This is a genomic window from Pseudonocardia charpentierae, from assembly GCF_031845345.1.
Lineage (GTDB): Bacteria > Actinomycetota > Actinomycetes > Mycobacteriales > Pseudonocardiaceae > Pseudonocardia > Pseudonocardia charpentierae.
Map to the genome: position 1 here is coordinate 25,297 of NZ_JAVREJ010000007.1, position 23,947 is coordinate 49,243.

Below are 23,947 nucleotides of genomic sequence, written 5' to 3' on the forward strand. Positions count from 1 at the left end.
TGGGTGACGGTGGCGCGCGGTCAGGCGTCGGGGACGATGACGACCTTGCCGGCGACGGTGCGTGATTCGGCCAGTGCCAGCGCCGATCCGGCCTCGGACAGCGGGAACCGCGCGGCCACCTGAGGGCTGAGGACGCCGTCGGCCAGCAGCGTCAGCACCGAGGTGAGGTCGTCGCGCAACCGGTCGCGGAAGGCGCCGAGACGGCGGCGGCCCGCCCAGAAGTTGTAGAACGTCGCCGACCGGCCGTTGGGCAGGACGTTCCAGGCCACGAGCCGGGCGATCAGCGTCAGCACCGGGAGCCGGGAGTCGCCCTCCGCGTCCTTCGTTGCCGCCGTCCCGTAGGACACCAGTGCTCCGCCACGGCGTAGCAGGCGCCACGAATCGACGATGCCGGGGCCGCCGACGTGGTCGAACACCGCGTCCACGCCGTCCGGCGCGATCTCGCGAATTAGCCGGTACATGTCGGGATCGTGGTAGTCGACGGGGGTCGCGCCCAGCTCGCGCAGGGCCGGATGGTGGCGCGGCGAGGCGGTTCCGATCACGGTGATCCCGGCGTGGCGGGCCAGCTGCACGAGCGTCGACCCGACACCACCGTTGGCACCCAGGACCACGATCGTCGCTCCGGGGCGGACCCGGGCGGTCCGATGCAGCATCTGCCAGGCCGTGATCCCGTTGACCACGACGGTCTCGGCGTCGGCCGCGTCCACTCCGTCCGGCACGGGTACCAGGTCGGCGACGTCGATCAGCTGGTGGGACGCCCAGCTCCCGGTCTTGGTGACCGCGGCGAACCGGCGCCCGATCATGGCGGGATCCACGTCGGGTCCCGTGACGGTCACCGTGCCGACGACGTCGTAGCCGGGCACGAAGGGAAACGGCGGCTGGTTGTAGTACTTGCCGAGGCGCATCTGCTGCTCGGCGAACGAGACGCCGGTCGCATCCATCCGCAGAACGGCCTGGCCGGCCGCAGGAGCCGGGAGGTCCCGGGCGTGGACCTGCAGGCCGCTCGACTCGACCCTGCCCGGCAGGACGATCTCGGTGGTGCGGGTGGTGAGCGTGGTGTCGTTCATGGAAGCCTCCCGGAGCTCGTTGAGCTAACAGATGTAAGGCTACGCATGTTCGTCTTCGAAATACAAGGCTAACGCCAGTAAGCTTTGGATTGTAAGGTGATGTCATGCCCAGTGAGCGGATGACCGCGACCCGTACCCGCAACCGCCGTGGTGAGGGTGCGCAGCTGCGGGACGACATCGTGGCCGCGGCCGTCGCCCTGCTCGACGAGACCGGCGACGAGTCGGCCGTGACCCTGCGCGCGGTCGCCCGGCGGGTCGGGATCGCAGCGCCCTCGATCTACCGCCACTTCGCCGACCAGCCCAGCATCATGCTGGCCGTCGTCCAGCAGGCTTTCGACGAACTGAACGCGGAGCTGTACGGCGCGCTGGACGTCGCAGGCGACGACCCCCGGACGCGGTTGTTCGCCGTCTGCACCCGCTACCTGGAGTTCGCACGCAGGCATCCCGGGCGCTACCGCACGATGTTCGGCGGCCTCTGGATGCCGGACCTCGAGGCGAGCTCGCTGACCGAGGCCGACCTGCACGCGCTGGGGCGGGTCAGCATGGAGGTGCTGGTCGAGGTCCTCGGCGGGTGCGTCGCAGCGGGGATCGCCACGACGACGGACGTCTCCGCCGATGCGGTCGCGCTCTGGGTGGGCCTGCACGGGCTGGCTCACCAGCAGTCGGTGACCGTCAGCTTCCCGTGGCCGCCGGACATCGAGGAGCGTCTCGTCGTCGCGCTGGCGCACCTGACCGACGGCTGAGCCGGGCGGCGGTGCGGCAGGCTGAGGAGATGGTGGCGGTGCGGTACGCACAGGTCCACGGACTGCGGATGGCCTATCGGGAGGTCGGGCGCGGCGATCCCGTCGTGTTCCTGCACGGCAACCCCACGTCGTCGTACCTGTGGCGGGACGTCCTCGGCCGGGTCGAGCACCGAGGCCGCTGCCTCGCGCCGGACCTGGTGGGCATGGGTGCGTCGGACAAGCTGCCCGGAGCCGGACCGGGCAGCTACCGGTACGTCGACCACCGCCGCCACCTCGATGCCCTGGTCGACGAGCTCGGTGTGCAGTGCTCGCCGAGAACGTCTTCGTCGAGAAGGTGCTGCCGGCGGGGACCCTGCGCCGGCTGACGACCGACGAGATGGACGCTTATCGCACTCCGTATCGCGAGCCGGGGGAGTCGCGGCGGCCGACGCTGACGTGGATGGCGGCGTCGCCCGTGCCGAAGCTGTTCGTCAACGGCGACCCCGGTGCACTGCTCACGGGGCCCCTGCGCGAGCAGTGCCGACGGTGGCCCGCGCAGGAGGAGGTCACCGTGCCGGGCCTGCACTTCCTGCCGGAGGACTCGGCACCGGCGATCGCGAGCGCGCTGGACGCCTGGCTCGGGCGACTGGCCTGAACACGGCTCTACACGGCGACGGGCTGGGCCAGTAGGTCGCGCACGGTCTGCGGTTCGCGACCGAGGAGCTCGCCGAGCAGTGGGTCGACGCCGGCGAACCGGCCTTCGGCTGCGGCCAGGTACATGCCGAGGGTGAAGTGCGCCGCGAACTCGTTCATGCCCTGGGTCACCTGCGCCGCGATCCACTCGTCGGGATCGGAGACGACGCACGTGATCTCGTCGCCGGTGAGCTCCGAGGCGATCACGGCGACGTCCTGAAACGTCGGTGCGGAACCGGCGGTGAGGGTCGTCGGACCGTCGTAGGCGCCGTTCGAGGCGATGACGACGGCGGCCGCCTCGGCGGCGTCTTCGCGTGCGGTCCACGAGACCGGCCCGTCGGCCGGAACGGGGATGACGCCCGTCTCCCGCCACGACCCTGCCAGCCAGTTCAGGCTGTGCGCGTAGAAGCCGTTGCGCAGGGACGTCCAGGCGACGCCGGATTCGGCCAGCAGCCGCTCGGTCGCGGCGTGGACGCGCGCGGGGGCGAAGGCGCTGTCGATGCCCGCGCCCTGGTGGCTCGTGTAGAGGATGCGTCCGACGCCGACGGCCATGGCCGCCTCGATTGCGGCACGGTGCAGGCTCACGGCGTCGGCACCCGGGTCGTTCGACGACACGAGGAGCAGCTGGTCGGCGCCCTCGAAGGCACACGGGAGCGAGCCCGGATCTCCGTAGTCCCCGCGGCGGACGCCGACCCCTCGCTCGGCGAACCGCTCGGCCTTCGCCACGTCGCGGACGGCGACGGTGATCTCGTCGGCGGGAACCCGTTCGAGGAGGTGGTCGACAGTCGCGCCGTTGAGTGCGCCGGTGGCACCGGTGACGATGATCATGACGAAGCCCTTCGTCGGCGGGGATCCCGCAGCTGTTATCGACGGTATCACGACGGTGATATCGTCGATACATGACCGACGTAGCAGCTCGTCAGGACGTTCGATCGAGCATCGTCGACGCGGCGTCACGTCTGCTGCAAGACGAGGGCGCGCAGGCGGTAACGACACGCGCCGTCGCGCAGGCGGCCGGGGTGCAGGCGCCGACCATCTACCGGTTGTTCGGCGACAAGGACGGCCTGATCGACGCCGTGGCTGAGCACGTCATGGCGACCTACGTGGCTGAGAAGACCGCCGTGGCGGACGCCGAAGCTCGAGCTGAGGGCGATCCCGCCACGGACCTGCGATCGGCGTGGCAGATGCATGTCGAGTTCGGTCTGGCGAACGCCCAGCTGTATGCGCTGCTCAACACCCCGGACCGCGCGTCGCGGTCGCCGGCGACGACAGCCGGCCTCGACGTACTCCGCAAGCGCGTGCGGCGGATCGCCGCCGCCGGACTGCTGCGCGTCGACGAGCAGCGCGCCCTGGACATGATCCATGCCGCCGGGACCGGCACGATTCTGGCCCTGCTGGGCACACCCGCACACGAGCGCGACCTCGACCTGCCCGACGCGATGTTCGACGTCCTCGCCGCCGGCATCCTGGCCGCGCGGCCGGCGACGGACGACTCGTCAGTGGGAACGGTCGCCGTCACGTTCATGACCGTGCTACCCGAGCTCCCGGCACTCACCGACGCCGAGCGCACGCTCATGGCCGAGTGGGTCGCCCGATCCCTCGTCGGCCTGCGACCCTGAGCCGGTGGGTCCGTGGTTCGGTCAGAAGGGCACGCCCGTGGTGTGTGCGGCACGGACCGCCGTCGCCACGCACGTCACGAACCGTCGGATGCGCCGCACCCGCGGCACCGTCCGGGGGCCTGCCGCAGTGGGCTGCGCAGGCTGATCAGCGGATCCCGGCGACGCGGTGGCAGCCGGGACAGGAGCGGCGCTCATGGTGCTCTACCTCGAAGACTCGATCAGTCGGACGGCGCTGTTCCGCGGAGAGACCTCGGCGGGAGGTCAGCGACGCGGCGAGGCTCCGCGACACAGACGGTCGTCGATCGACAGTTGGTCCATCGCCAGCAGGCACACGCAGAACGCGTGACGCGTGGCGGGACCGGTGGGCACGCGACAAGTTCATCACCCCGCCGACCCCGCGCGCAACGTCGTCGTCGGTGCAGTTCACGGGGTGGCGATCACCGCGCGGTAGAGCCGGTCGTACTGCTCGGCCCGGTCGCGGTAGTACTCGCAGTGCGCGGACACGGGGTTCAGCGTCGCCGCGGTCGGGACCGGGGCTCGCGGCGTGTCCGGCGCCAGCACCTCCAGCGCGTGCAGCGCGGTGCCGTGCAGCGTCGCGCGCTTGAGCGTCACGGGTTCCACCGGGGTGCCGAGGACGTCGGCCAGTACCTGCAACCAGCTCGGCAGGTCCTGGGTCACCCGGCCACTGGCCAGGATGCGGGTCGGGTTGGCGGTGGTGCGCAACTGCTCGGCGATCCGTTGGTAGGACAGGGCGACGCCCTCCATCGCTCCGCGGAACAGCTGAGCGCCGGTGGTGGCGGTGGAGGCGCCGGTGATCACGGCACGGGCGTTGGCGGCCCACCCGGTCGAGCGTTCGCCGGACAGGTAGGGGAGGACCAACGGCGTCGTCGGCTCGGGGGCGGCGGTCATCAGCTGGTCGGGGTCGACGCCGGCCAGTTGCACGGTGTCGTGCAACCAGGTGACGACCCGGCCGACGTCGTTGAGCGCTCCGCCCAGCAGGGATCGGCGGGCGTCGACCCGGTAGCACCACAGACCCGACGGGATCTGCTCGGGAATCTCGGGAACCAGCACACGGATCGCTCCGCTGGTCGCCGCGGCCACTGCGGCGGTGGTCTCGTCGGCGGCGCCGGCACCGAGATTGCTGGCGAAGCCGTCGGAGATGGGGGCGAACCAGTGCGCGCCGGCGAGGACGGGCCAGCGCTGCGTCACGGCGTCGTCGACGTCGATCAGCGGTCGGTCCGGATCACGCACCTCCGACAGCTGGTCGGCGCCGATCCCGGCGGTGGCGAGCATCCCCGGGTCCCAGCGTCCGGTGCGACGGTCGAGCAGACCCGTCCAGGCCGCCGTGGCCGTGCCGGCTGCCGTCGACCCGAGCAGGCGGAGGTAGGCGTACTCACCCAGCGACAGCCAGCGCCGGGCCGCGGCGAACCGGTCCGGGTCGGTCTCCCGCAGCCATCGCAGCCGGGCAGGGAGGTAGCTGCTGTGCAGCCGGCAGCCGGTGCGCTGCTGCACCTCCGCCTCGTCGAGCTCGCTACGCAGGGCCGCCACCTGCTGTCCGCACCGGGAGTCGGCGTAGGTGTAGCAGGGGGTGACAGCCCGCCCGTCGGCGTCGACCCCGATCAACGAGGAGGCGAACGTGTCGAGTGCCACGCCGGCGATGCGGCCCTGCAGCGGCTCGACGGCCAGCCCGGCGATGATCTGTCCCAGCTCGTCGACCACCTGGTCGGGGTCGATCTCGCTCGCGCCGTCCGCGCCGGTGCGGAACGCGTGCGGCACCTTTTTCCGACCGCCCTGCACCGGTCGGCCTGCCGCGTCGTAGACGTCGCCCCGGCTGGCCGTCGACCCGACGTCGAGAGCCAGGACGAGGGGGTCCAGCGCGTCGTCCCGGCTGACACGACTTCCGTTCCCGGGCATCCGGCCTCCACCCTCTGTCGACACCGACATGCGAATCGGCACGCTACCCCCAGTCGGGGCATCTCACCGTGCTGCGATCACCTGCTCCAGCAACGTGATCGCTTCCTGCTTCTTGTCGCCGATGTCGGTGCCGCCGGAGTTGAACACCTCGACCAGGATCAGCGAACTGTCGACGACGGCGATCGCCCCGCTGCGGCCGGAGCCGCCGAAAGCCTCGGCCCGTTCACCGACCGGGATCGCCTCGGGGGTCGCCCCCTGTGTGGCGGCATCGGAGGCGAAGCTCTGGAACTGCTCGTCGGCGACGAGTGCCGCGCCGGTCGTGATCTGCACGTCCGCGCCCGTGGACTTGTCGACGGCGAAGTAGCTGCACCCCTTGGCGACCACGACGTTCCCACTCGCCACCAACGTCACCGGCGACCCCACGATCGACGACACGTCCTGTTCGGCCGGGCACTTCGCCTCGCCGAAGGGCCAGGCACCCCCCGCGACCTCGGTGACCGCCGTGACCCCGCGGTAGACGTAGTACGCGCCGATGCCGCCGCCGATGAGCACGAATGCCACCGCCACGACCACGGCGACGACGCAGCCGCGGTTCCTCGTCCGCGGCGCCGGAGCAGGCTGCTGCGTGTACTGCTGATACGGCGCGGCTTGCGGGGGTTGCGGCGGGTACCACCGACCGTCGGAGGCCTGCCACCAACCGGGGCCTTGAGGTTGCGTGGACATCGGCGGCTCCTTCGCGGTGGTGCCCGGGAAGAGTAGAGCTCCGTGATCTCAGTTCAATCTCTTGTGGACAGAGACGCACCTGCGGGAGGGGAGTGCGCCGACGAGGACGCGATGTGACGGAGTCGGCGGGGTACGACGTCGGGTGAGTGGTCGCCTGCTGTCGCGTGATGTGCTGTATTGGAGAATGGGCAATCCCCATAGGAACCAACGAGAAGCGGAACATGGCACAGGTCACCAAGGTTCGACTGGTCGATGACATCGATGGAAGCGAAGCCGACGAGTCGGTCGAGTTCACGCTCGACGGCATGTCCCTCGAGATCGACCTGAGCAAGGACAATGCCGCGAAGCTACGCGATATTCTCGCCCCGTACGTCGCCGCCGGTCGACGCGGCGACCGGCGGCCGGCTCGTCGGCAGCAGCGCGTGGAGAAGGCACCGGCGGCACCGGCGGCACCGCGGGAGTCCACCGGGCCGATCCGGGAATGGGCTGCGGCGAACGGTTTCACGGTGTCGGACCGCGGTCGCATCTCGGCCGAGGTGACGGAGGCCTACCAGAAATGGGGCGAGCGCAGAGCCGAGAAGCCCGCGCGGCCGAAGATCGCCGACCCGTTCCAGGTCACGTCGGTCTGAAAGAGACAGGTGTCGAGGGGCCAGCGCTGTGCGCTCCGGCCCCTCGCCCTGATCACGGCTTGCCCGGCTGAGCCGTCAGCTCCCGTGGGTCTTCGCCTCGTCGATCCACGTCTGGCAGGTCTTCTCGGAGAGCCCGACGACCTTGCCGTGCCTCTCCTCGATCGTCTCCTTGAGCTTGGCCGCGTTCCGGTGCCGCAACTCCTTGATCGAGTCGACGCCGATCTCCTTCAGCATCGCTGCGTGCTTGGGCCCGATGCCCTTGAGTTCGGCGAGGTCGTTCTCCACAGCCACGACGGTCGTCCCTTCGTTCGGAAGTTTTCCGGGCGCCAGCATGCTCGCCACGGGCGGTGGCCGCCAGTGGTGATCCTTTAGTGGAGCCTCCGGACGACTCGCCAGGCGGCCGGTGACGGGATTGCGGGGCCGCGCCGCCGGGAAGGCGGGGGGCATGAGAGCTGCCGCCTACACCGCCATCGGAGCCGCGCGCGACGTCCTCACCATCAGAGAGGTCGACCGGCCCGATCCCGGCCCCGGCCAGGTCCGCGTCCGGGTGCAGGTCTCGGCCGTCAACCCGACCGACACCAAGACCCGTGACGGCACCACGCAGCGCCCGTTCGACGGTCTGCGGATTCCGCACCAGGACGGTGCAGGCGTGATCGACGCCGTCGGCGCGGGTGTCGACCCGGGGCGCGTCGGGCAACGCGTGTGGGTCTGGCTCGCCTCACCCGGCGGGCCGGGCGGGGCGCCGCTGGCCGAGTGGGGGACCTGCGCCGAGTACACCGTGGTGCCGGAGTACCAGGCGACGCCGCTGCCCGACGGGGCGTCGGACGACCTGGGCGCCTGCCTGGGAGTACCGGCCATGACCGCGTACCACTGCCTGACCGCCGACGGCCCGGCCGACGGGCTCACCGTCCTGGTCACTGGTGGGGCGGGTGCGGTCGGGCACTACGCGATCGAGCTGGCCCGCTGGGCCGGGGCCCGGGTGGTGACCACCGTGAGCGGGCCCGAGAAGGCCGAGCTGGCGCGGAAGGCCGGCGCGGAACACGTGGTCAACTACCGCGAAGGCGATCCAGCGGCCGCCATCCTCGACGCGGTCGGGCAGGTCGACCGCGTCGTCGAGGTCGCCATCGGCCAGAACCTCGACCAGGACCTGAAGGTCATCCGCGTCGGCGGTGCGGTCGTCAGCTACGCCGCGGGCTCGGACGACCCGACGGTGCCGGTCCGGGTCGCGATGACCGCGAACGTGAACCTGCGGTTCGTGTTGCTCTACGGGGTGCCGCACGACGTGTTGCGGACGGCCGCGCAGCAGGTCACCCAGGCCGTCGCGGCGGGGGCACTCACCGCGCTGCCGGTGCACCGCTTCCCCCTCGACGAGGTCGCCGCGGCCCACGAGGCCGTGGAGTCCGGGGTGACGGGAAAGGTGTTGGTGGACATCGGCTGACACCCGCGGACGGGCTTCGCGCCGGCCCATGATCGGCGTTCGGGTGGCAGAAGCTGCACAGCTGCAGCTTCTGCCGCCGAACCGTCGATCACATGCGTTGCGGCCGCGCGGATCTCCTGCGCATCTTCGCCATGCCCTTCCTCCGCCTGCGCACAGGAGATCAGGTCCGGCACTGGTCCGGGCCCACCCCGACGCGTGAAAGGCGCGCTGTCGCTGCCAGCTCGAGATCAAACAGCAATGGCGCGCCCTTGAGGCGTATCCCTGCGGGGCATCCACCCGGCGTCAGTCGTTCGACACGGGCCCCAGCAACCGGACCTCCTCGGCGTCCATCCCCGCCTGCAGCTCGCGCAGCACGATGTCGTCGATCTCGTTGGCGTCGCGCAGGGCGGTGACCGCCTGCCGCTTCTCCCAGAGCACGGCGAGCCGCAGCCGCCGGTCCAGGTCCCGCATCGCCCCGGTCTCGCCGGCGTCGTCGGCGGCGAGCTCGCGGTACTCCTCGTACTCGGTACGCAGCCGGTCGAGGTGTGCGCCGTCGACGCCGAGATCGGCCGCCAGCCGCGGCAGGGCGGCGAGGCCGGCCTCGGCGGCGCGCACACGGGCCAGCGCCAGCTCCTCGGCGCGGCCGGTGTCCTCGGGCAGCCGGGCCCAGCGCACGACGAGGGGCAGCGTGGTGCCCTGCACGAGGATGGTCAGCAGGATGACCACGGCCGCAACGAACACGATCAGGTCGCGGTCGGGGAACGGCGCACCGCCGGCCACGGTCGCCGGGACGGCGAGCGCGGTGGCCAGCGACACCGCGCCCCGGAAGCCGGACCAGCCGCCGACCATGCGCTGGCGCCATCCCACGCGCCGCGTGCGCTGCACCGCCCGGCGGTCGACCGCGCGGATGACGTAGGGGGTGGTCTGCACCCACAGCAGGCGGGTACCGATGACGACCCCCGTGATGGCGACCGCGACCCCCAGCGCCCCGACGAGGGTCTTCCCGTCGAGGCTCTCCACCACCCGGCGGAACTGCAGGCCGACCAGGACGAACAGGCCTCCGTTGATCATGAAGGTGGCCAGGTCCCAGAACGCGAAGGCCGCAACCCGGGACCGGGCGCGGATGACGCGCGGCGACGCGTGGGTGAGCACCAGACCGGCGACGACGACCGCCACCACGCCGCTGGCGTGCACGAGCTCGGCGAACAGGAAGGCGAGGAACGGCGTCAGCACGCTGAGCGTGCCCTCCCGCTGCGGGTCGTCGAGCCGGCGGCGGACGAGGACGACCAGGCCGCTGGCAAGCAGGCCTGCGGCGATGCCGCCCGCGTAGGAACCCACGAAGCTGCCCGCGATGGTGAACGGTCCTGTCGACACCGCGCCGACCGCTACCGCCGTCGCCACCCCGAACAGGACCAGCGCCGTCCCGTCGTTGATCAGACTCTCGGCGCGCAGCGTCGTCAGAGTCCGCCGCGGGAGACGCTTCGCCAGGCCGGCCACCGCCGCCGCATCCGTCGGCGCGAGCACCGCGCCCAGCACCCACGCCGCCCGCGGGTCCATGCCCAGTGCCCGCCCCGCGTAGGCGACCGCCGCCATCGTCACGATCACCAGCACCACGCTCGACAGCACGATCACCCGCAGGTTCGCGCGGATCTCCCGCAGACTGGTGTTCAAGCTCTCCCAGTACAAGATCGCCGGCAGGAAGAGCAGCAGAACGACGTCGGGATCGAGCTCGACCGCCGACAGCCCGGGAACGAGGCCGAGCAGGCCACCGAGGCAGATCAGCAGGACGGGCGGCGCCACACGGTAGCGGCCGCCCAGCGTCGTCCCGATCAGAACGGTGCACCCGAGCACCACCACGATCACGAGGCCTAACACGGGAGCACGCTACCGGCGCCCGCGGCGCGCGGCAGGCCTCGCGGTCACCGACGCGCAGCCTCGGCCTCGACGATGTCGGCTGCGCCTGCCGCTCCGCCTGCCGCCCGCAGCTCGCTACGCAGCGCAGCGCACCGGGCGGCGACCTCCGGTGAGGACTCCAGCTCGACCACCGCCACGCGCAGCTCGTCGGCGGTGGCGTCGACGTCCAGCCGCCTGCCCACGCCGAGCTCGACGAGCCGGTCCGCGTTGCCGAACTGGTCGACCGCCTGCGGCACCGCCAACATCGGGACGCCGTGCCACAGCCCCTCGGAGCACCCGCCCATCCCCGCATGGGTGACGAACGCGGACGCGTGCGCCAGCACGGAGAGCTGCGGCACCCAGCGGTGCACTGACGCGTTGGCCGGCACCGGGCCGAGCGCGTCCGGATCCACCGCCGGACCGACCTTCACGACGACGTCGCGGTCGAGGCCGGCGAAGGCGTCGAGGCAGGCGCGGTAGAACCCGACCGGCGCGGAGTACGCCGAGCCGAGCGAGACCAGCAGCACCGGACGGTCCGGAACGGGCCACTCTTCCTGGTGGGCGCGGACGGCCAGGGCCGGGCCGACGAACGTGTAGCGGCGCGGGTCGACGTCGTCGGCGTGCGGCTGCATGGCCCGGGGCACCAGCACGACCGAGCGGGGCGGCCGCCCGGTGAACGCGTCGACGTCGACGGGTACGCCTTCCGCGGCCAGCCACGCCGCGAAGCGCTCGTGGTAGGCGGCGTAGCCGGGGGCCCCGCGCAGGCCGTCGAGCACCTCGGCCATGTCGTGTTCGTAGCTCTCCCAGGCCACGTAGGTCGGTGAGAGCTGCACGAGCGGGCGCGACCACTGGTGGGCCAGCACGCGCGCCGGATACGAGCCGATGTCGCCGAGCAGCACGTCCGGCCGGTCGTCGTCGAAGGCGGCCCGGGCCTGCGGCAGGACGTGCACGCCCTCGTCGAGGAAGCGGGCCATCCCCGCGACGGGGTCGTCGGGCCAGGTCTCGCCGCGGTCCTCGTCGGGGAGCACGGAGGTGACCGGAACGGCGGTCGCACCGGTGCCCGCGACGGCCCGCGCGAACCCCGACGGTGTGGTGACCTCGACGCGGTGGCCGCGCGCGACGAGCTCGGCGAGCACCGGCAGGTGCGGGTTCATGTGCCCGTGGGCGGGCACGCCGATCATGAGGATGTGCAGGGCGTCCACCGGCCGTGACGTTAGCGGTCAGGCGGTGTCGTGCGACAGCGAGATCGACAGGTCGCGGTGGGTGTGGACCTGGGCGAGCAGGTCGTCGGCCTTCGAGAAACGCCGACGACGAGCAGCAACGTGAGCCCAACGGCATAGGGGAACATGTCCGCCGTGGAGCCGGTTCGGATGGTCGACTGTCATGTCCACGTGTTCGACCCCGCCCGCTTTCCCTACGCGCCCGACGCCTACTACGCCCCCGCGGGGCAGGAGCTCGGCACGCCGGCCCGGCTGGCCGCGGTCCTGGACTGGCACGGTGTCGACCATGCCGTGCTCGTCGGCCCCAACTCGGGCTACGGCGAGGACAACCGGTGCCTGCTCGACGCGCTCGACGCCGGCGACGGGCGCTACCGGGGCATGGCGGTCGTGCGCAACGACATCCCGCGCGCCGAGCTCGCCGCGCTGAAGGCGGCGGGGGTCCTCGGCGTCACGCTCAACGCCGCCCTGCTGGGCGTCGACCACTACGCCGACGCCGGCCCGTTGCTGAGCCACCTCGAGGCCCTCGACATGATCGCCGACGTGCAGGTGATCGACGATCAGCTCGTCGCGCTGTCGCCGCTGCTCGACCGTTCCGGGGTGCGGGTCCACATCGACCATTGCGGTCGGCCCGATCCGACCGCGGGGATCGATGCCCCCGGCTTCCGCGAGCTGCTGCGCCGGGGCCGTGCCGGTCGTGCGGTGGTGAAGCTGTCGGGATGCGTCAAGGTCTCCCGCGAGTCCTACCCGCACGCGGACCTGTCGCCGTACATCGAGGCCCTGCTGTCGGAGTTCGGGCCGGACCACTGTGTGTGGGCCTCGGACTGGCCCTTCCTGCGGATGCCCGAGCGCATCGACTACGGCCCTCTGCTCGCACTCCTGGCCCGGCAGGTGCCCGACAGCGCCGACCGCCGCCGCATCCTGTGGGACACCCCCTGCCGCGAGTTCGGCTTCCCCACCGGAACCGCAACGGCCTGACCGCTCTGGTTCCCGTCAGCTCGTCGGGCGTGGCTCCAGCTCGAACCAGACGCGCTTGCCACCCGCGCACAGCTCGCTGCCCCAGCGGTCGGCCAGGGTGGCGACCAGCCGGATGCCGTGCCCGCCCTGGGGCCCACGGAGCACGGGCGCGGGGAGGACGGGCGAACTGTCGATCACCGCGATGTGCAGGCCCGGCTCGGACAGCGCCATCTCGACCCGCAGGGCGACCTGGCCGGAGACGTGCCGCACGACGTTCGTCACGAGCTCGCTGACCAGCAGGATGGCGTCGTCGCGGAACGCGTCGGCGGCCCAGGCGGCGAGCAGTTGCGCGACGACGTGCCGTGCGGCCGGGACGCTGCGGACGGCGGGTGGCAGGTCGACGGCCGCGTGCAGCGTGCCCGGCGCCGCGATCATCAGCGTGACGCGCCGTCGACCGTCGCGTCGTCGGGCGCCGACAACGGCACGACGTCGAGCTTGTCCATGAGGCCGAGCGCCTGGAACACGCGCAGGGCGTGTCCGGTGCCCAGGCGGACGGCGACCCGGCGGCCTGCGGCGCGTGCCCTGTCGTCGGCCAGCAGGGCCAGGCGCACGCCCGACGAGTCGACGAACTCCAGCCGCGACAGGTCGATGACCAGCAGCGGCGGCGACCCGGCTTCGGCGGCCTCGATCCGCCCCTGCACCTCGTCGACGGTCGCAATGTCGAGTTCGCCGGTGAGGACGACCTCGACGGTGCCGGATCGAGGATCGTCCGCCTGCGCGGCGGTCACGGTGTCGCCTCCACCACGAGGATCGCGACGTCGTCGCGCAGCCGTCCCTGCTGGAAGCCGACGACGTCGTCGAGCAGGGCGGCGGCGATCTCGTCCGCCTGCCTCGCGGTGCTGGTCCGGAGCAAGCGGATCAGCCGCTCCGTCCCGTAGAAGCCGTCCACGCTTCGTGCCTCCGTCACACCGTCGGTGTAGAGCACCATCATGTCGCCCCGGTCCAGCCGGAAGGTCGCCTCGGCCAGCTCGACGTCGGCGTAGACGCCCACCACGGTGCCGGGCGCCGTCACGGCCTCCACCCGGTCGCCGCGGCGGAGCAGCGGCGGCGGGTGACCCGCGCTCGCCAACCGGACGCTCGCCCCCTCGGCGTCGACCGTGACCTCCGCGTGGACGACCGTCGCGAACCGGCACGGCGCCTCGCCCGCCCCGTGCAGCATCGCGCGGTTGAGCCGGCGCAGGGCCTCGACCGGCCCGAGGCCGTGGTCGATCTCGGCCCGCATCGTGTGCCGGATCAGCGCGGTCAGCGCCGCCGCGTGCGGTCCCTTGCCGCAGACGTCGGCCACGACGGCACTCCAGCGCCCGGGCGCATCACCCGCGACGACGTCGTAGAGGTCGCCCCCCACCTGGATCCCCGGGTTCTCGACCGACTGCGGGCGGTAGCGGGCCGCGAGTCGCAGGCCGGGGACGTCCGGGAGCGCGGCGGGCAGGAGGGCGGCCTGCAGCGTGTCCGCGATGGCCACCTGCTCCTCCCAGAGCCGCGCGTTGTCCAGCGCGATCGCGGCGTTCGCGGCCAGCTGCTCGGCGAAGGCGACGTCGCCCTCGTCGAACCGCTGCCCGGACTCGGCGTGCGCCAGTGTGAGCGCGCCCAGGCTGCGGCCGCGGACCAGCAGCGGCACGACCACCGCCGAGTGCAGGCCGATCGACCGGATCAGGGCGAGGTGCTCCTCGTCGACCGCGCCCGCGACGAGGAGCTCGTCGGGGATCTCGGGGAAGAGCACGGGGCGGCCCGTGCGGCTGACCTGGATCGCTCCGCCGTCGGCGTCGGGTTCGGGCGGGTAGCGCTCCTGGAGGCGGGCCACGAACGCGACCTTCTCCGGGTCGCTGTGGGCCACGGCCACCTGGTCGACCCGGTCGTTGCGGACGAGGTGGACCGCGCACCAGTCGGCGACGCCCGGTACGGCCAGGTCGGCGAGGCGGCGCAGTCGGTGCTCGACCGACATCGGTGCCTGCAGCAGGCGTCCGGCCTGCGCGAGGAACATCGTCCGGTCGAGTTGCCGCTCGGCACCCGCACGGGCGTCCTGCTCGGCGACGAGCAGCCGGGCGCGGTCCAGCGCCTGTGCGCACAGGGCCGCGACGGCCGTCAGGTACTCGCGCTCGTCCGCGGAGAAGGCGCGGGGCACCAGGAAGCTGAACACCAGTGCGCCCAGGTCCCGGTCCTCGACCCGCATCGGCAGGCACGCGGTGGCCTGGAACCCGCTGGCAGTGCCCGCGAGCGCCATCTCGGGGTACCGGAGCCGCCACTGCTCGGCGTTCTCCAGCCAGACGGGGACGCCGGTGAGCACCGCATCGGACAGCGGGCGTCCGCGCTGGACGGGAATGCGGTCGAAGGGAGGGGCGACCTCGGTTCCCCACCCAGTCCGGTGCAGGGCGGTGAGCGTCGCGCCGGTCCGGGAGTAGACCCCCGCCCGGTCCGCGCCCAGCAACTCGCCCGCGCTCGTCACGACCAGTCGGGCGATCGCGGACGGTGTCGGCGCGCCCGACAGCGCGCTCGTGAGGTGCTGCAGCGCGGTGGTGCGAGCCCGCTCCGCCCCGGAGGCGTCAGCAACTGTCATGTGCAGCAGCACCCCGTCGCGGATCGGCGCGCAGCCGACCGTCACAGGTGGGGCAGGCAGCGGCACCGACCCCGGCCGGGCCTCGTGAAAGGCCGCGTCGAGGGCCGCGAGCAGGTCGGGGTGGGGGAGGGTCGCGCACACGGGACGTCCGACGACGTCGCCCAGCAGGGTGCGGCCCGCCGTGTTGAGCGCGACGACGACGTGGTCGGCGGTCGCGGTGATGCCCACGGGGAAGGGCAGGTAGCCGATCGCGTCGGCGAGGTCGGTGGTCATCGGTCCGGCGCCCAGCCCTGGGTGACCCCCTTGAGCGGCCGCTCCCCGAGCGGCGGGAGGTCGTTCGGCACGGTGAAGGCGATCTGTGTGCCGTGGTCGGAGAAGTCGAGCGACACGTCCTCGGCGAGGTTGTGGATCACCGCGAGGCCCCGGCCGCGGTATCCGGGGTCTTCCGGAGGTGGACGCCACCGGCCGAAGTCCTGCACGACCACCCGGACGCCGGCGTCGTGGCGGCGCCGCACCGAGTAGACGAACTCGCCCGCCTCGGACTCGCAGTAGGCGTGCTCGACGGCGTTCGTGATCGCCTCGCTCAGCAGCAGCTGCAGGTCGGCTGCCGCATCCTCGGACAGCGCCGCCTGCGCGCTCCACGCTGCGACGGCACGGCGCACGGCCGAGAGCCTCCGGGGGTCGGCCGGCAGCCGCTGTTCGAGCGGCGCCGGCATGACGCGGGCGAGGAACAGCGTGCGCTCGCGGCGGTCCCGCGACCGGTTGCCGGCGTGCTCGGTCAGCGCCTGCGCGAGCGCGGCCGGCGGGAGACCGTGGCGCGGCACGAGCGCGGCGACCACCGGATCGTCCCCGCCGGTCGGGACGCCGAGAGTCTGCTCGGCACTGGAGCAGAGCACCACCGTCGTTCCCGCAGCCAGCGACTCCTCGGCCTCGGCGGCGGGCGTACGGCCCGCATGCCCGAGCGGCTCCACCTGCCCTCCGTCCAGGTAGCGGGCGCCGTCCGGACCGGCGACCAGCGGCGGAGCGTGCCCGGCTGCGATCCAGCGCAGGACGCCGTCCGGGTCGAGGGTGAGGCAGAGCGCGGCCGACCCAACCAGCGCCGGCATCGCGCGGGCCGCCTGGTCCAGGCACCCGAGCGTCGCGGCGGGGGAGCGGTGCGCGGGGTCGAGGCCGGCGAGGCGGCGGCGCATTTGCGTCGCGGCGTCCGCGTCGCGGACGGCGCCCAGGGCCACGGCGACCGACCCGTCGGCACCCGCGGCGACCTCGTACCAGATGACCGTGCCCGACTCGTCGCCGTCGCTGCGGCCCGGAAGGTGTGCGGTGGCGAGGGCCAGCCGGTCCAGCGCGGGCAGGAGGTCACCCATGAACCCTCATCCGCGGTACCCCTCCTCGGTGGCAGTGCGAATCGTGGCCGACCGGATGCTCAGTGTGGCAGGTGGCGCCGACGGCGCGGTGCCGGGTTTCTGTGTGACAGTGCGCCCCGTGAACGGTGTGTCTGGTCGCTTCGGCGTCACCCGATAGGGAAAGCTGCCCGGCATGTCGGTCCTTCCGGCCAGGGCACGCCGCACGCTTCTCGCGCTCGCAGCGCTCGCCGGCTTGATGCTCACCACCGGACAGTCGTGCGCGGCCGCGTCCGGAGCCGGAACGTCCCATTCCGTCAAGGATTCGAACTCGCGGCACGACAGCTCGTCGAAGAAACAGAAGTACGACGACGACGGCTACGACCAGTACGGGTACAACCAGGCCGGTTACGACCGCGACGGGTACAACCGCAACGGATACGACGAGAACGGCTACGACGAAGACGGTTACGACCGCAACGGGTACGACCACAACGGTCGCAACCGGTACGGATACGATCGCAAGGGCTTCGACGAGTCGGGATGCAACCGGGCCGGGTACGACACCGACGGCGACACGTGCGATTCCGACGGCGGCAGCAAGCACAAGCACGAGGACAAGGACGACGGCGACAGCTGAACCGGCGATCAGTCGGGCGGCGTCGGCGTGCGGTGAGCGACGACCGTCGCCACCACGACCGCCGTGGTGGTCTGCCCGAGCAACAGGAAGCGGTCGAGCACCGGTTCGAGTTCCGCGATGCCGGCAGCGTGCACCTTCAGCAGGAAGCAGTCGTCGCCCGTCACCCGGTGGCATTCGCTGACCTGCAGCGTCTGCTGCGCCAACTCCGCGATCCTGGCCAGCTGGCCCGGTCCCGGGCGGACACGCACCCAGGCCGCCACCGGTAGGCCCAACCCTTCTGGGTCGATGTCGGCGCGGTAGCCGCGGATGACCCCCGCCTGTTCCAGTCGGAGAATCCGCTCCCGCACGGCAGGAGCCGACATGCTGACCTGCCGGGCCAGGTCCGCGACGCTGCTACGGGCGTTCTCGCTGAGGGCGTTCAGCAGATGGCGATCCACCCCGTCGAGTATGGCTCCGTCGTTCTGAAGGCCGTTTGGTAGTCGATCATTCCTTTTCGACACCACAGCGCCGCACCTGCCTTCTGATCGGTATGCCGTTCTCGGCTCTTCCCTTCGACAATAACGGCATGCCGAAATCGGGCTTCGAACCCTTGCTCGCCCGTGGAGGGCGGGTGCCGCCGCATGCGTACTTCGTCGTGTCGGCGATCTTCCACTACCTCGGGCCGGCGTTCGCCGTGCTGCTGTTCGTGCGCGTCGAGCCCCTCGGCGTGGCGTGGCTGCGCATCGCCTCGGCTGCTCTGATCTTCGCCCTCTGGCGCAGGCCGTGGCGCGTCTGGCGGGTGCTCGACCGGCGTACCCGATGGCTGCTCGGCGTCTGGGCGGCGGTGCTCGCAGTGATGAACAGCCTCTTCTACCTCGCCATCGACCGACTGCCGCTCGGCACCGTCGCCGCGATCGAGTTCCTCCCCGTCGTCGCACTCGCCGCGATCGGCACCCGCACCGGCCGCAATCTCCTCGCGCTCGGGCTCGCGGTCGGTGGGGTGTATCTGCTCTCGGACGTCCGCCTGGTCGCGGAGCCCCTCGGCTTCGCGTTCGCCGCGGCCAACGCCGTCCTGTTCGCGCTCTACATCGTTCTCGGGCACCGGGTGGCGCAGAGCCCGCACGTCCGCGGGATCGACGGCCTGGCGCTGTCGATGCTGCTGGCCGCCGTCGTCGCCGTTCCCCTCGGTGCCGTCGACGCCGCACCCGCTCTCCTCGACCCGATCGCGCTGGCCGCGGGCGTCGGCGTCGGGATCTCGTCGTCCGTCATCCCCTACGTGTGCGATCAGCTCGCCATGGCCCGCCTGACGCGCAACGGCTACGCCCTCCTGGTGTCACTCCTCCCGGCCACCGCCGCGGTGATCGGTGTGGTCGTCCTCGCCCAGTTCCCGACGATCCTGGAGGTGCTCGGTGTCGTGCTGGTCGTCGCCGGGGTGGCCGTGCACCGGGAGGCGCCGCAACGTCAGTCCTGAGTACGCCGGTCTCCGGTGACGTGGCGCAGGATGGCCTCGAGCTGCTCGACGCCGAACCGGCTGCTGGTGACGGCCTGCCAGTAGTAGCCGTTGAGCACCGCGACGAGCGCGTCGATCGCGCACGGGTCGTCCGTGAGCCTGGCGGCCGCGTCGCGCAGCCCGGCGTTCCAGCGGTCGACCTCGCCGCGCAGCGTCTCGCGCCGCGTCGCGAGCATCCACAGCTCCAGTTCGGCGAGGACCTCGACGCGACGCCCTCGGGTGCTCTCGACGGTCGCGACGGCGATCGCCCGCAGGGCGTCGTCGCCGTCGGGCAGGGCAGCGAGCTCGGCGAGGAACCGGTCGTTGACGTCGACGAGCGCAGCCGTGACGAGGTCGTCGAGCGTCGGGAAGTAGTAGTACACCGCGCTGGGCGGGAGCTCCGCCTCGGCTGCGACCGCGCGTTGGGTGACGGCGGCGAGCCCGTCCCGGCCGATCACCTGCAAGGTGGCGTCGAGCAGGGTGCGGCGGCGCCGGTCTCCGCGGCGGCGCCGGCCGTCGACGCGCTCAGGCATGCGCTGCGCCGAGTTCGAGGGCGAGAACCCCGCCGATGACCAGCGCGATGCCGCCGATCTGGATCACCGTCAGGGACTCGCCGAGGAAGATCGCTCCGATGAGGGCGACGAGGGTGACCCCGATGGCGGCCCAGACGCCGTAGGCGACCCCGACCGGCATGCCGCGGACCAGGGCCTGCGAGAGCGAGAAGAACGCCACGCCGTAGCCGAGCACCACCACGACCGACGGGCCCAGCCGGCTGAAGCCCTCGGAGAACCGGAGGGCGATCGTCCCGGTCACCTCCGCGATGATCGCTCCGACCAGCCAGAACCACATCGGTGTGCCTCCACTTGTTGAGCGTTTGCTCCACAACATACCGAACTAGTGGAGTGAATGCTCAAGTTCTGGAGGCTCGGTAGGTGCCTGACAGCAGGCGCAGGTCGTACTACTCTGTCGGCGTTGCTCCTGCCGGGCTTCCTGTCCGGCCGATCACCGAGAAGGCGATGCCATGGTCCCCCCGGTTCCTCCGGGGCGGATGCCGACGCGGTCTCTCTGACGACCGCCGCCACGCGCACCGGCGCGTGTGCCGTCATGCCCCGGTCCTCATCGCTGGTTCACTGCTGTTCGAGCACGGGAGCACCCTGAAATGACGCACGAGATCGCGTCCACCTGGTACGACGACTTCTTCACCGAATTGCCCAACGCCTTCTGGCGTGCCGCCGTCCCGCCCCAGGCCACGGCCGCGGAGATCGACTTCCTCGCCCGCGTGACCGGGCCGCGGGCCGGCCACCGCGTGCTGGACGTCTGCTGCGGCAGTGGCCGGCACGCCCTTCCCCTGGCGCGGCTGGGCTGCCGTGTCTCGGGTATCGACGTGTCCGTCGAGGCGATCGCGCACGCCCGGCGGTCCGCTGCGGACGAGCGGCTGGAGGTCGATCTGCGGGTCGGCGACGTGCGGAACCTGCCCGCGGACGTGCGGGCCGACGTCGCGATCTGCATGGGCAACGCCTTCGGTTACCTCGACCACGACGCCACGCAGGTGTTCCTGGCCGACCTGGCCCGGATCGTCGTGCCCGGTGGCGCACTGGTCCTCGACTACGGCTTCGTCGCCGAGTCGTTCCTCCCCGGCCTCGCGCTGGAGGAGGAGCCGATGACCATCGGCGGGGTCGAGGCGACGTCGGTCAACACCTACGACACGGCGGACAGCCGCTGGCTGACGGAGTTCACGTTCCGCCGCGGTGACGAGGTGCACCGCGGCACCTCCGTGCAGTACGTCTACACCGCGGCCGAGGTGACCCGGCTCGTCGCCGGCGCCGGATTCACCGGCGTCGAGCGGTACGGCGATACCGACGGGTCGCCGTACCGGTTCGGCAGCCCGCGGCTCCTGCTGGTGGCGCGGCGCCCCGTCACGACAGATGGCGGAGGGGATTCGTGACGGGGAGGTAGGTGTAGTCGGTCACGGCTCCGCCGACCCACATAGACAGCAGGGCCTTGTTCGGCCACGGCGTCGACAGCAGCGCCGCCGCGTCGGCCTGCGCGGCGGCGCGGACGCCGGGCTTCCGGGCCAGCATGTCGAACGTCTCCCGTGCCGCCGCCGCGACGTGCCGCCAGAACGTCCGCGGCGGCGAACCGGACAGGTGGGCGAGGCAGCTCACCAGCTGGGTGGCGTCGTTGACGAACTGGGCGTAGTACGTCTTGTTCCGGACCTCGTCGGCGTCGTCGGTGAGCAGGTGGTTCCCGGGCAGCAGGTCGACGCGTCGGCCTGCCCCGGCGAGCCGCTCCGGGTGGATCCGGATTCCGCCGAGATCGCGCAGGACGGCGCGCACCGGGCGCCCGCCGCGGACGACGAGAAGGGTGTTCTCGCCGTGGGCCTCCATCGCCACGCCGTACTTCGTCAACAGCGTCAGGATCGGGGGGAGCACGAGGCGGGCGTAGTCGTGGACGAAGAGCTCCGCCGCTCGGGCCCGGTCCGGGGCGTCGAGCTCGTCGAGCAGTTCGCCGAGGATCGGCCGCTGCGACAGTGGCGAGGTCGCCCACAGCGCCCCGGTCGGCAGCACGACCTCGGAGGGGTCGAGCCCGTCTTCCGGGTTCTGCCGCGCGATCGCGGACATGGCGGCACTGCGGGAGAGCCCCGTGGCGTCGTCGGTCGTGGAGCCCGGCGCGGCGAACCGAGCTGATGCCGGTTCGGCCAGCACCGTCAGCCGACCGTCGAACCCGGCCTCGTCCTGCACGATCCCGGCCAGGAGCGCGGAGACCTCCGGCGCGTTGTGCACCGCTGCGGGCGAGTTGCCGCGCATCGCGTTCGTCAGCCGGACGCTGAGCGCGGTCTTGAGGTGGTGCGGGTGCCGGGCGCGCGGCGTCGGCAACGGGACGAGCGTCCGGTAGGACACCAGCGGGCGTGCCGGGATCGTCGGCTTCAGGATCCGGAGTTCGTGGCTTCGTAGCTGGGGGTCGTAGCGATCGGCGACGACGTTGCGGACCTGCCACGGGTGCAGGGGGATCAGGGTCGTCGAGGCGGCGGGCAGACCCTCGTCGGCGAGGGCGGTCTGCAGGTCCGGATGCTCGGCGAGCAGCAGCCGGCTGAGCGCGCCGTGTTCGACGGCGACCGCCGGGGCCAGCGCGGCGACGGCCAGCGGCACGACGTTGCCCCACTCGGGGCAGGTGTCGAGCACGTCGGCGGCGCTCATGGGCTCGCGCACCTTGGTGGCCGGATGCAGCGGATGGCCGTCGATCACCCACTGCTCGAAGAAGGCCAGGACGCTCCAGCCCGGATCGGTCAGGCGCCGCGCCGTCGCCCAGGACGCCATTGTGTGCCCGCCACCCGTCTGCTCGAGCAGCCGGCAGCCCCTGAGCTGCGCTCCCAGCAGGCCGAGGGCGTAGTTGGCGACGCAGTTCCCCAGCCGGCGCATCGCGGCGTCGGGGAGTTCGTCGAGCGCGACCCGCTCGGCCGTCGCGGCGCGTCCGAGCCGTTCACCGATGATGCGCGTCGCGGAACGGACGTGATGGCGGTAGCTGTCGAGAAGGCCCGGGTCACGCTGCGCGAGCTCCGCCAGGACCGGCTGCTCCGCCCGCGCGACGGCGGAAGCGCTGACGGCCACGCTGCCTATCGTAGGCAGCGGACGTCGGCCGATCGTCGCAGAAACCGCCCGCGAGGAGAGCAATGATCGACTGGAGCATCCGCCTGCCCGACCAGGTCGTCGTCACCGGGACGTCCAGCGGCCTCGGCCAGGAGACGGCGAGGCTGCTCCTCGACACCGGGGTGCGGGTCTACGGGGTCGACGTCGCCGAGGCCGCCGTCGACCTCGGCAAGAGCGAGGCCTTCACCGTCGTCGCGCTGCAGGCACTCCTGCCGCTGCTGACGGCGGCCGACCACGGCGCCGCGGTCGCGGTCAGCAGCGTGAACGCACAGTTCGGCGAGCAGCAGCTGGCTGCGTACTCCTCGTCGAAGGCCGCCCTGACGGGTGCGGTCCGCACCATCGCCCTGGACTACGCCCGGCGTGGAGTGCAGATCAACATCTTGGCGCCGGGCCCGATGCGGGCCGGGTTGTTCGAGCGGCACCTCGCGTCCGCGGCCGACCCCGCGAAGTTCCTCGCCACGCGGCAGGCCCGCCAGCCCATCGGCCGGATCCCCGGCGCCGACGAGGTCGCCCGTGCCGCGCTCTTTCTCCTCTCCTCGGCCGCGTCGGCCGTGTTCGGGTCGACGCTCACCGCGGACGGCGGCCTGACCGCGGGGTTCGACTTCCGCACCGGCGAGGAGGGCTCCTCGGCCTGACGACGAGCAGGCCGAGACGGACGGGTGACGGCCTTGTCGCAGACCGTGCGCGGGAGGAGGGTGGGGTGGACCGGTGGGGCCGCCGGGGCACCACCCCGATCCCGGAGGGGGGTGGACCGTGTACGCACGTTCCACCATGGCTCAGGTGCGCGTGTCGTCGATCGACGCGGCGGTGGCCCGCGTCCGCGACGAGATGATGCCGGCCGTGCTGGCGGCCGACGGGTCCGTGGGCCTGTCCATGCTCGTCAACCGCAGGTCCGGCCGGTGCATCGTCACGAGCGCGTGGCGGACCGCGGAGGCGGCGACCGCCGAGGAGCGGATGCGACCCATGATCGACAGCGCTATGATCGACAGCGCGGCGGTCGGGTCCGAGATGCCGGAGGTCGAGGACTGGGAGATCGCCGTCCTGCACCGCGACCATACGTCGGGCCCGGGCGCCTGGGTCCGGGTCACCTGGGTGCACGTCGAGCCGGATCAGTCGGACCGCCTCGTCGACCTCTACCGGATGGTGCTGCTGCCCCAGATCGCGGAGTTCGCGGGCTTCTGCAGTGCCAGCCTCCTTCTCGACCGACCCTCCGGGCACGCCGTCTCGTCGGTGACCTTCGACAGCGAAGACGCCATGCACAGCACGCGCATGCTCGCCGCCGGCGTGCGGGAGTACGGCGCCGGGCACGTCGACGGCGAGGTCCTCGAGGTCGACGAGCTGCAGCTGGTGCTCGCGCACCTGCGGGTCCCCGAGTCGGTCTGACGGC

At 72.1% G+C, this 23,947-nt stretch carries 26 protein-coding genes and 1 pseudogene; 12 read left to right on the forward strand and 15 right to left on the reverse strand.

Annotated features, from left to right (window positions below; all coding sequences use genetic code 11):
• Positions 1-20: 20 nt before the first annotated feature.
• Positions 21-1,067, reverse strand: coding sequence for a medium chain dehydrogenase/reductase family protein (locus tag RM445_RS12065; protein WP_311556292.1), 1,047 nt, complete (start codon positions 1,065-1,067; stop codon positions 21-23).
• A 104-nt stretch (positions 1,068-1,171) separates the two neighbouring features.
• On the opposite strand from RM445_RS12065, the gene RM445_RS12070 reads away from it, so the two are divergent.
• Genes RM445_RS12070 through RM445_RS12080 form a run of 3 tightly spaced genes read left to right on the forward strand, consistent with a single transcriptional unit; the run spans position 1,172 to position 2,444 of the window.
• Entirely contained in the window at positions 1,172-1,810 is a 639-nt protein-coding gene (locus RM445_RS12070; protein WP_311556293.1) for a TetR/AcrR family transcriptional regulator, read from the forward strand.
• Positions 1,811-1,848: 38 nt separating this feature from the next.
• Positions 1,849-2,175, forward strand: coding sequence for an alpha/beta fold hydrolase (locus RM445_RS12075; protein ID WP_311556294.1), 327 nt, complete (start codon positions 1,849-1,851; stop codon positions 2,173-2,175).
• Positions 2,115-2,444, forward strand: coding sequence for a hypothetical protein (locus tag RM445_RS12080; protein WP_311556295.1), 330 nt, complete (start codon positions 2,115-2,117; stop codon positions 2,442-2,444). The genes RM445_RS12075 and RM445_RS12080 overlap by 61 nt, the downstream gene beginning before the upstream one ends.
• Positions 2,445-2,452: 8 nt before the next feature.
• Here RM445_RS12080 and RM445_RS12085 read toward each other — a convergent pair whose 3' ends face one another.
• Positions 2,453-3,310, reverse strand: a complete 858-nt coding sequence (locus RM445_RS12085; RefSeq protein ID WP_311556296.1) for an NAD(P)H-binding protein — start codon at positions 3,308-3,310, stop codon at positions 2,453-2,455.
• 71 nt (positions 3,311-3,381) lie between these two features.
• Between RM445_RS12085 and RM445_RS12090 the strand changes: the two genes are divergently transcribed.
• Complete coding sequence (locus tag RM445_RS12090; protein ID WP_311556297.1) at positions 3,382-4,101, forward strand: TetR/AcrR family transcriptional regulator; 720 nt, start codon at positions 3,382-3,384, stop codon at positions 4,099-4,101.
• A gap of 423 nt (positions 4,102-4,524) precedes the next feature.
• Here RM445_RS12090 and RM445_RS12095 read toward each other — a convergent pair whose 3' ends face one another.
• Both RM445_RS12095 and RM445_RS12100 read right to left on the reverse strand, forming a co-directional pair.
• The gene (locus RM445_RS12095; RefSeq protein WP_311556298.1) at positions 4,525-6,015 is read right to left on the reverse strand and encodes a gluconokinase; all 1,491 of its coding nucleotides are present in this window, start codon (positions 6,013-6,015) and stop codon (positions 4,525-4,527) included.
• Positions 6,016-6,078: 63 nt separating this feature from the next.
• Positions 6,079-6,738, reverse strand: a complete 660-nt coding sequence (locus tag RM445_RS12100; RefSeq protein ID WP_311556299.1) for a hypothetical protein — start codon at positions 6,736-6,738, stop codon at positions 6,079-6,081.
• 221 nt (positions 6,739-6,959) lie between these two features.
• On the opposite strand from RM445_RS12100, the pseudogene RM445_RS12105 reads away from it, so the two are divergent.
• Positions 6,960-7,295, forward strand: a pseudogene (locus tag RM445_RS12105) (histone-like nucleoid-structuring protein Lsr2); the annotation flags it as partial.
• 147 nt (positions 7,296-7,442) lie between these two features.
• Here RM445_RS12105 and RM445_RS12110 read toward each other — a convergent pair.
• The gene (locus tag RM445_RS12110) at positions 7,443-7,658 is read right to left on the reverse strand and encodes a DUF4332 domain-containing protein (RefSeq protein WP_311556300.1); all 216 of its coding nucleotides are present in this window, start codon (positions 7,656-7,658) and stop codon (positions 7,443-7,445) included.
• Between the two features lie 154 nt (positions 7,659-7,812).
• Here RM445_RS12110 and RM445_RS12115 point away from each other — a divergent pair, with 154 nt between their 5' ends.
• Entirely contained in the window at positions 7,813-8,805 is a 993-nt protein-coding gene (locus RM445_RS12115; protein WP_311556301.1) for an NADPH:quinone reductase, read from the forward strand.
• Positions 8,806-9,087: 282 nt separating this feature from the next.
• Here the strand turns inward: RM445_RS12115 and RM445_RS12120 are convergent, their stop codons facing one another.
• A complete protein-coding gene (locus RM445_RS12120; RefSeq protein WP_311556302.1) occupies positions 9,088-10,659 on the reverse strand; it encodes a Na+/H+ antiporter in 1,572 nt (523 codons plus the stop codon).
• A 44-nt stretch (positions 10,660-10,703) separates the two neighbouring features.
• On the reverse strand, positions 10,704-11,879 hold the full coding sequence (locus tag RM445_RS12125; RefSeq protein ID WP_311556303.1) for a macrolide family glycosyltransferase: 1,176 nt from the start codon (positions 11,877-11,879) through the stop codon (positions 10,704-10,706).
• A gap of 153 nt (positions 11,880-12,032) precedes the next feature.
• Between RM445_RS12125 and RM445_RS12130 the strand changes: the two genes are divergently transcribed.
• The gene (locus tag RM445_RS12130; RefSeq protein WP_311556304.1) at positions 12,033-12,872 is read left to right on the forward strand and encodes an amidohydrolase family protein; all 840 of its coding nucleotides are present in this window, start codon (positions 12,033-12,035) and stop codon (positions 12,870-12,872) included.
• 15 nt (positions 12,873-12,887) lie between these two features.
• Here RM445_RS12130 and RM445_RS12135 read toward each other — a convergent pair whose 3' ends face one another.
• The 4 genes from RM445_RS12135 to RM445_RS12150 are packed head-to-tail and all read right to left on the reverse strand — an operon-like array spanning position 12,888 to position 16,829.
• Positions 12,888-13,286, reverse strand: coding sequence for an ATP-binding protein (locus RM445_RS12135; RefSeq protein WP_311556305.1), 399 nt, complete (start codon positions 13,284-13,286; stop codon positions 12,888-12,890).
• Positions 13,286-13,639 carry an STAS domain-containing protein gene (locus RM445_RS12140; protein ID WP_311556306.1) on the reverse strand — a complete coding sequence of 118 codons (354 nt, stop codon included), beginning with the start codon at positions 13,637-13,639 and terminating at the stop codon, positions 13,286-13,288. Before RM445_RS12140 ends, RM445_RS12135 begins: the two co-directional genes overlap by 1 nt.
• Complete coding sequence (locus tag RM445_RS12145; RefSeq protein ID WP_311556307.1) at positions 13,636-15,738, reverse strand: SpoIIE family protein phosphatase; 2,103 nt, start codon at positions 15,736-15,738, stop codon at positions 13,636-13,638. The genes RM445_RS12140 and RM445_RS12145 overlap by 4 nt, the downstream gene beginning before the upstream one ends.
• Positions 15,735-16,829: an ATP-binding protein gene (locus RM445_RS12150; RefSeq protein ID WP_311556308.1), complete on the reverse strand. Its 1,095-nt coding sequence runs from the start codon at positions 16,827-16,829 to the stop codon at positions 15,735-15,737. Before RM445_RS12150 ends, RM445_RS12145 begins: the two co-directional genes overlap by 4 nt.
• 172 nt (positions 16,830-17,001) lie before the next feature.
• On the opposite strand from RM445_RS12150, the gene RM445_RS12155 reads away from it, so the two are divergent.
• Positions 17,002-17,445 (forward strand): hypothetical protein, encoded by a 444-nt coding sequence (locus RM445_RS12155; protein ID WP_311556309.1) that lies wholly within the window; start codon positions 17,002-17,004, stop codon positions 17,443-17,445.
• 8 nt (positions 17,446-17,453) lie between these two features.
• Here RM445_RS12155 and RM445_RS12160 read toward each other — a convergent pair whose 3' ends face one another.
• The gene (locus tag RM445_RS12160; RefSeq protein ID WP_311556310.1) at positions 17,454-17,882 is read right to left on the reverse strand and encodes an Lrp/AsnC family transcriptional regulator; all 429 of its coding nucleotides are present in this window, start codon (positions 17,880-17,882) and stop codon (positions 17,454-17,456) included.
• Between the two features lie 173 nt (positions 17,883-18,055).
• Between RM445_RS12160 and RM445_RS12165 the strand changes: the two genes are divergently transcribed.
• Positions 18,056-18,895: an EamA family transporter gene (locus tag RM445_RS12165; RefSeq protein WP_311556311.1), complete on the forward strand. Its 840-nt coding sequence runs from the start codon at positions 18,056-18,058 to the stop codon at positions 18,893-18,895.
• Here the strand turns inward: RM445_RS12165 and RM445_RS12170 are convergent.
• A complete protein-coding gene (locus RM445_RS12170) occupies positions 18,886-19,446 on the reverse strand; it encodes a TetR/AcrR family transcriptional regulator (protein WP_311556312.1) in 561 nt (186 codons plus the stop codon). The two genes, RM445_RS12165 and RM445_RS12170, sit on opposite strands and share 10 nt — an antisense overlap.
• On the reverse strand, positions 19,439-19,762 hold the full coding sequence (locus tag RM445_RS12175; protein ID WP_311556313.1) for a DMT family transporter: 324 nt from the start codon (positions 19,760-19,762) through the stop codon (positions 19,439-19,441). Before RM445_RS12175 ends, RM445_RS12170 begins: the two co-directional genes overlap by 8 nt.
• Before the next feature lie 310 nt (positions 19,763-20,072).
• Here RM445_RS12175 and RM445_RS12180 point away from each other — a divergent pair, with 310 nt between their 5' ends.
• Complete coding sequence (locus RM445_RS12180; RefSeq protein ID WP_311556314.1) at positions 20,073-20,858, forward strand: SAM-dependent methyltransferase; 786 nt, start codon at positions 20,073-20,075, stop codon at positions 20,856-20,858.
• On the opposite strand, the gene RM445_RS12185 is transcribed toward RM445_RS12180, so the two are convergent.
• On the reverse strand, positions 20,830-22,521 hold the full coding sequence (locus RM445_RS12185) for an IucA/IucC family protein (protein WP_311556315.1): 1,692 nt from the start codon (positions 22,519-22,521) through the stop codon (positions 20,830-20,832). The two genes, RM445_RS12180 and RM445_RS12185, sit on opposite strands and share 29 nt — an antisense overlap.
• A 62-nt stretch (positions 22,522-22,583) precedes the next feature.
• Between RM445_RS12185 and RM445_RS12190 the strand changes: the two genes are divergently transcribed.
• Positions 22,584-23,195 carry an SDR family NAD(P)-dependent oxidoreductase gene (locus tag RM445_RS12190; protein WP_311556316.1) on the forward strand — a complete coding sequence of 204 codons (612 nt, stop codon included), beginning with the start codon at positions 22,584-22,586 and terminating at the stop codon, positions 23,193-23,195.
• 136 nt (positions 23,196-23,331) lie between these two features.
• Positions 23,332-23,943: a hypothetical protein gene (locus RM445_RS12195; protein WP_311556317.1), complete on the forward strand. Its 612-nt coding sequence runs from the start codon at positions 23,332-23,334 to the stop codon at positions 23,941-23,943.
• Positions 23,944-23,947: the final 4 nt, after the last annotated feature.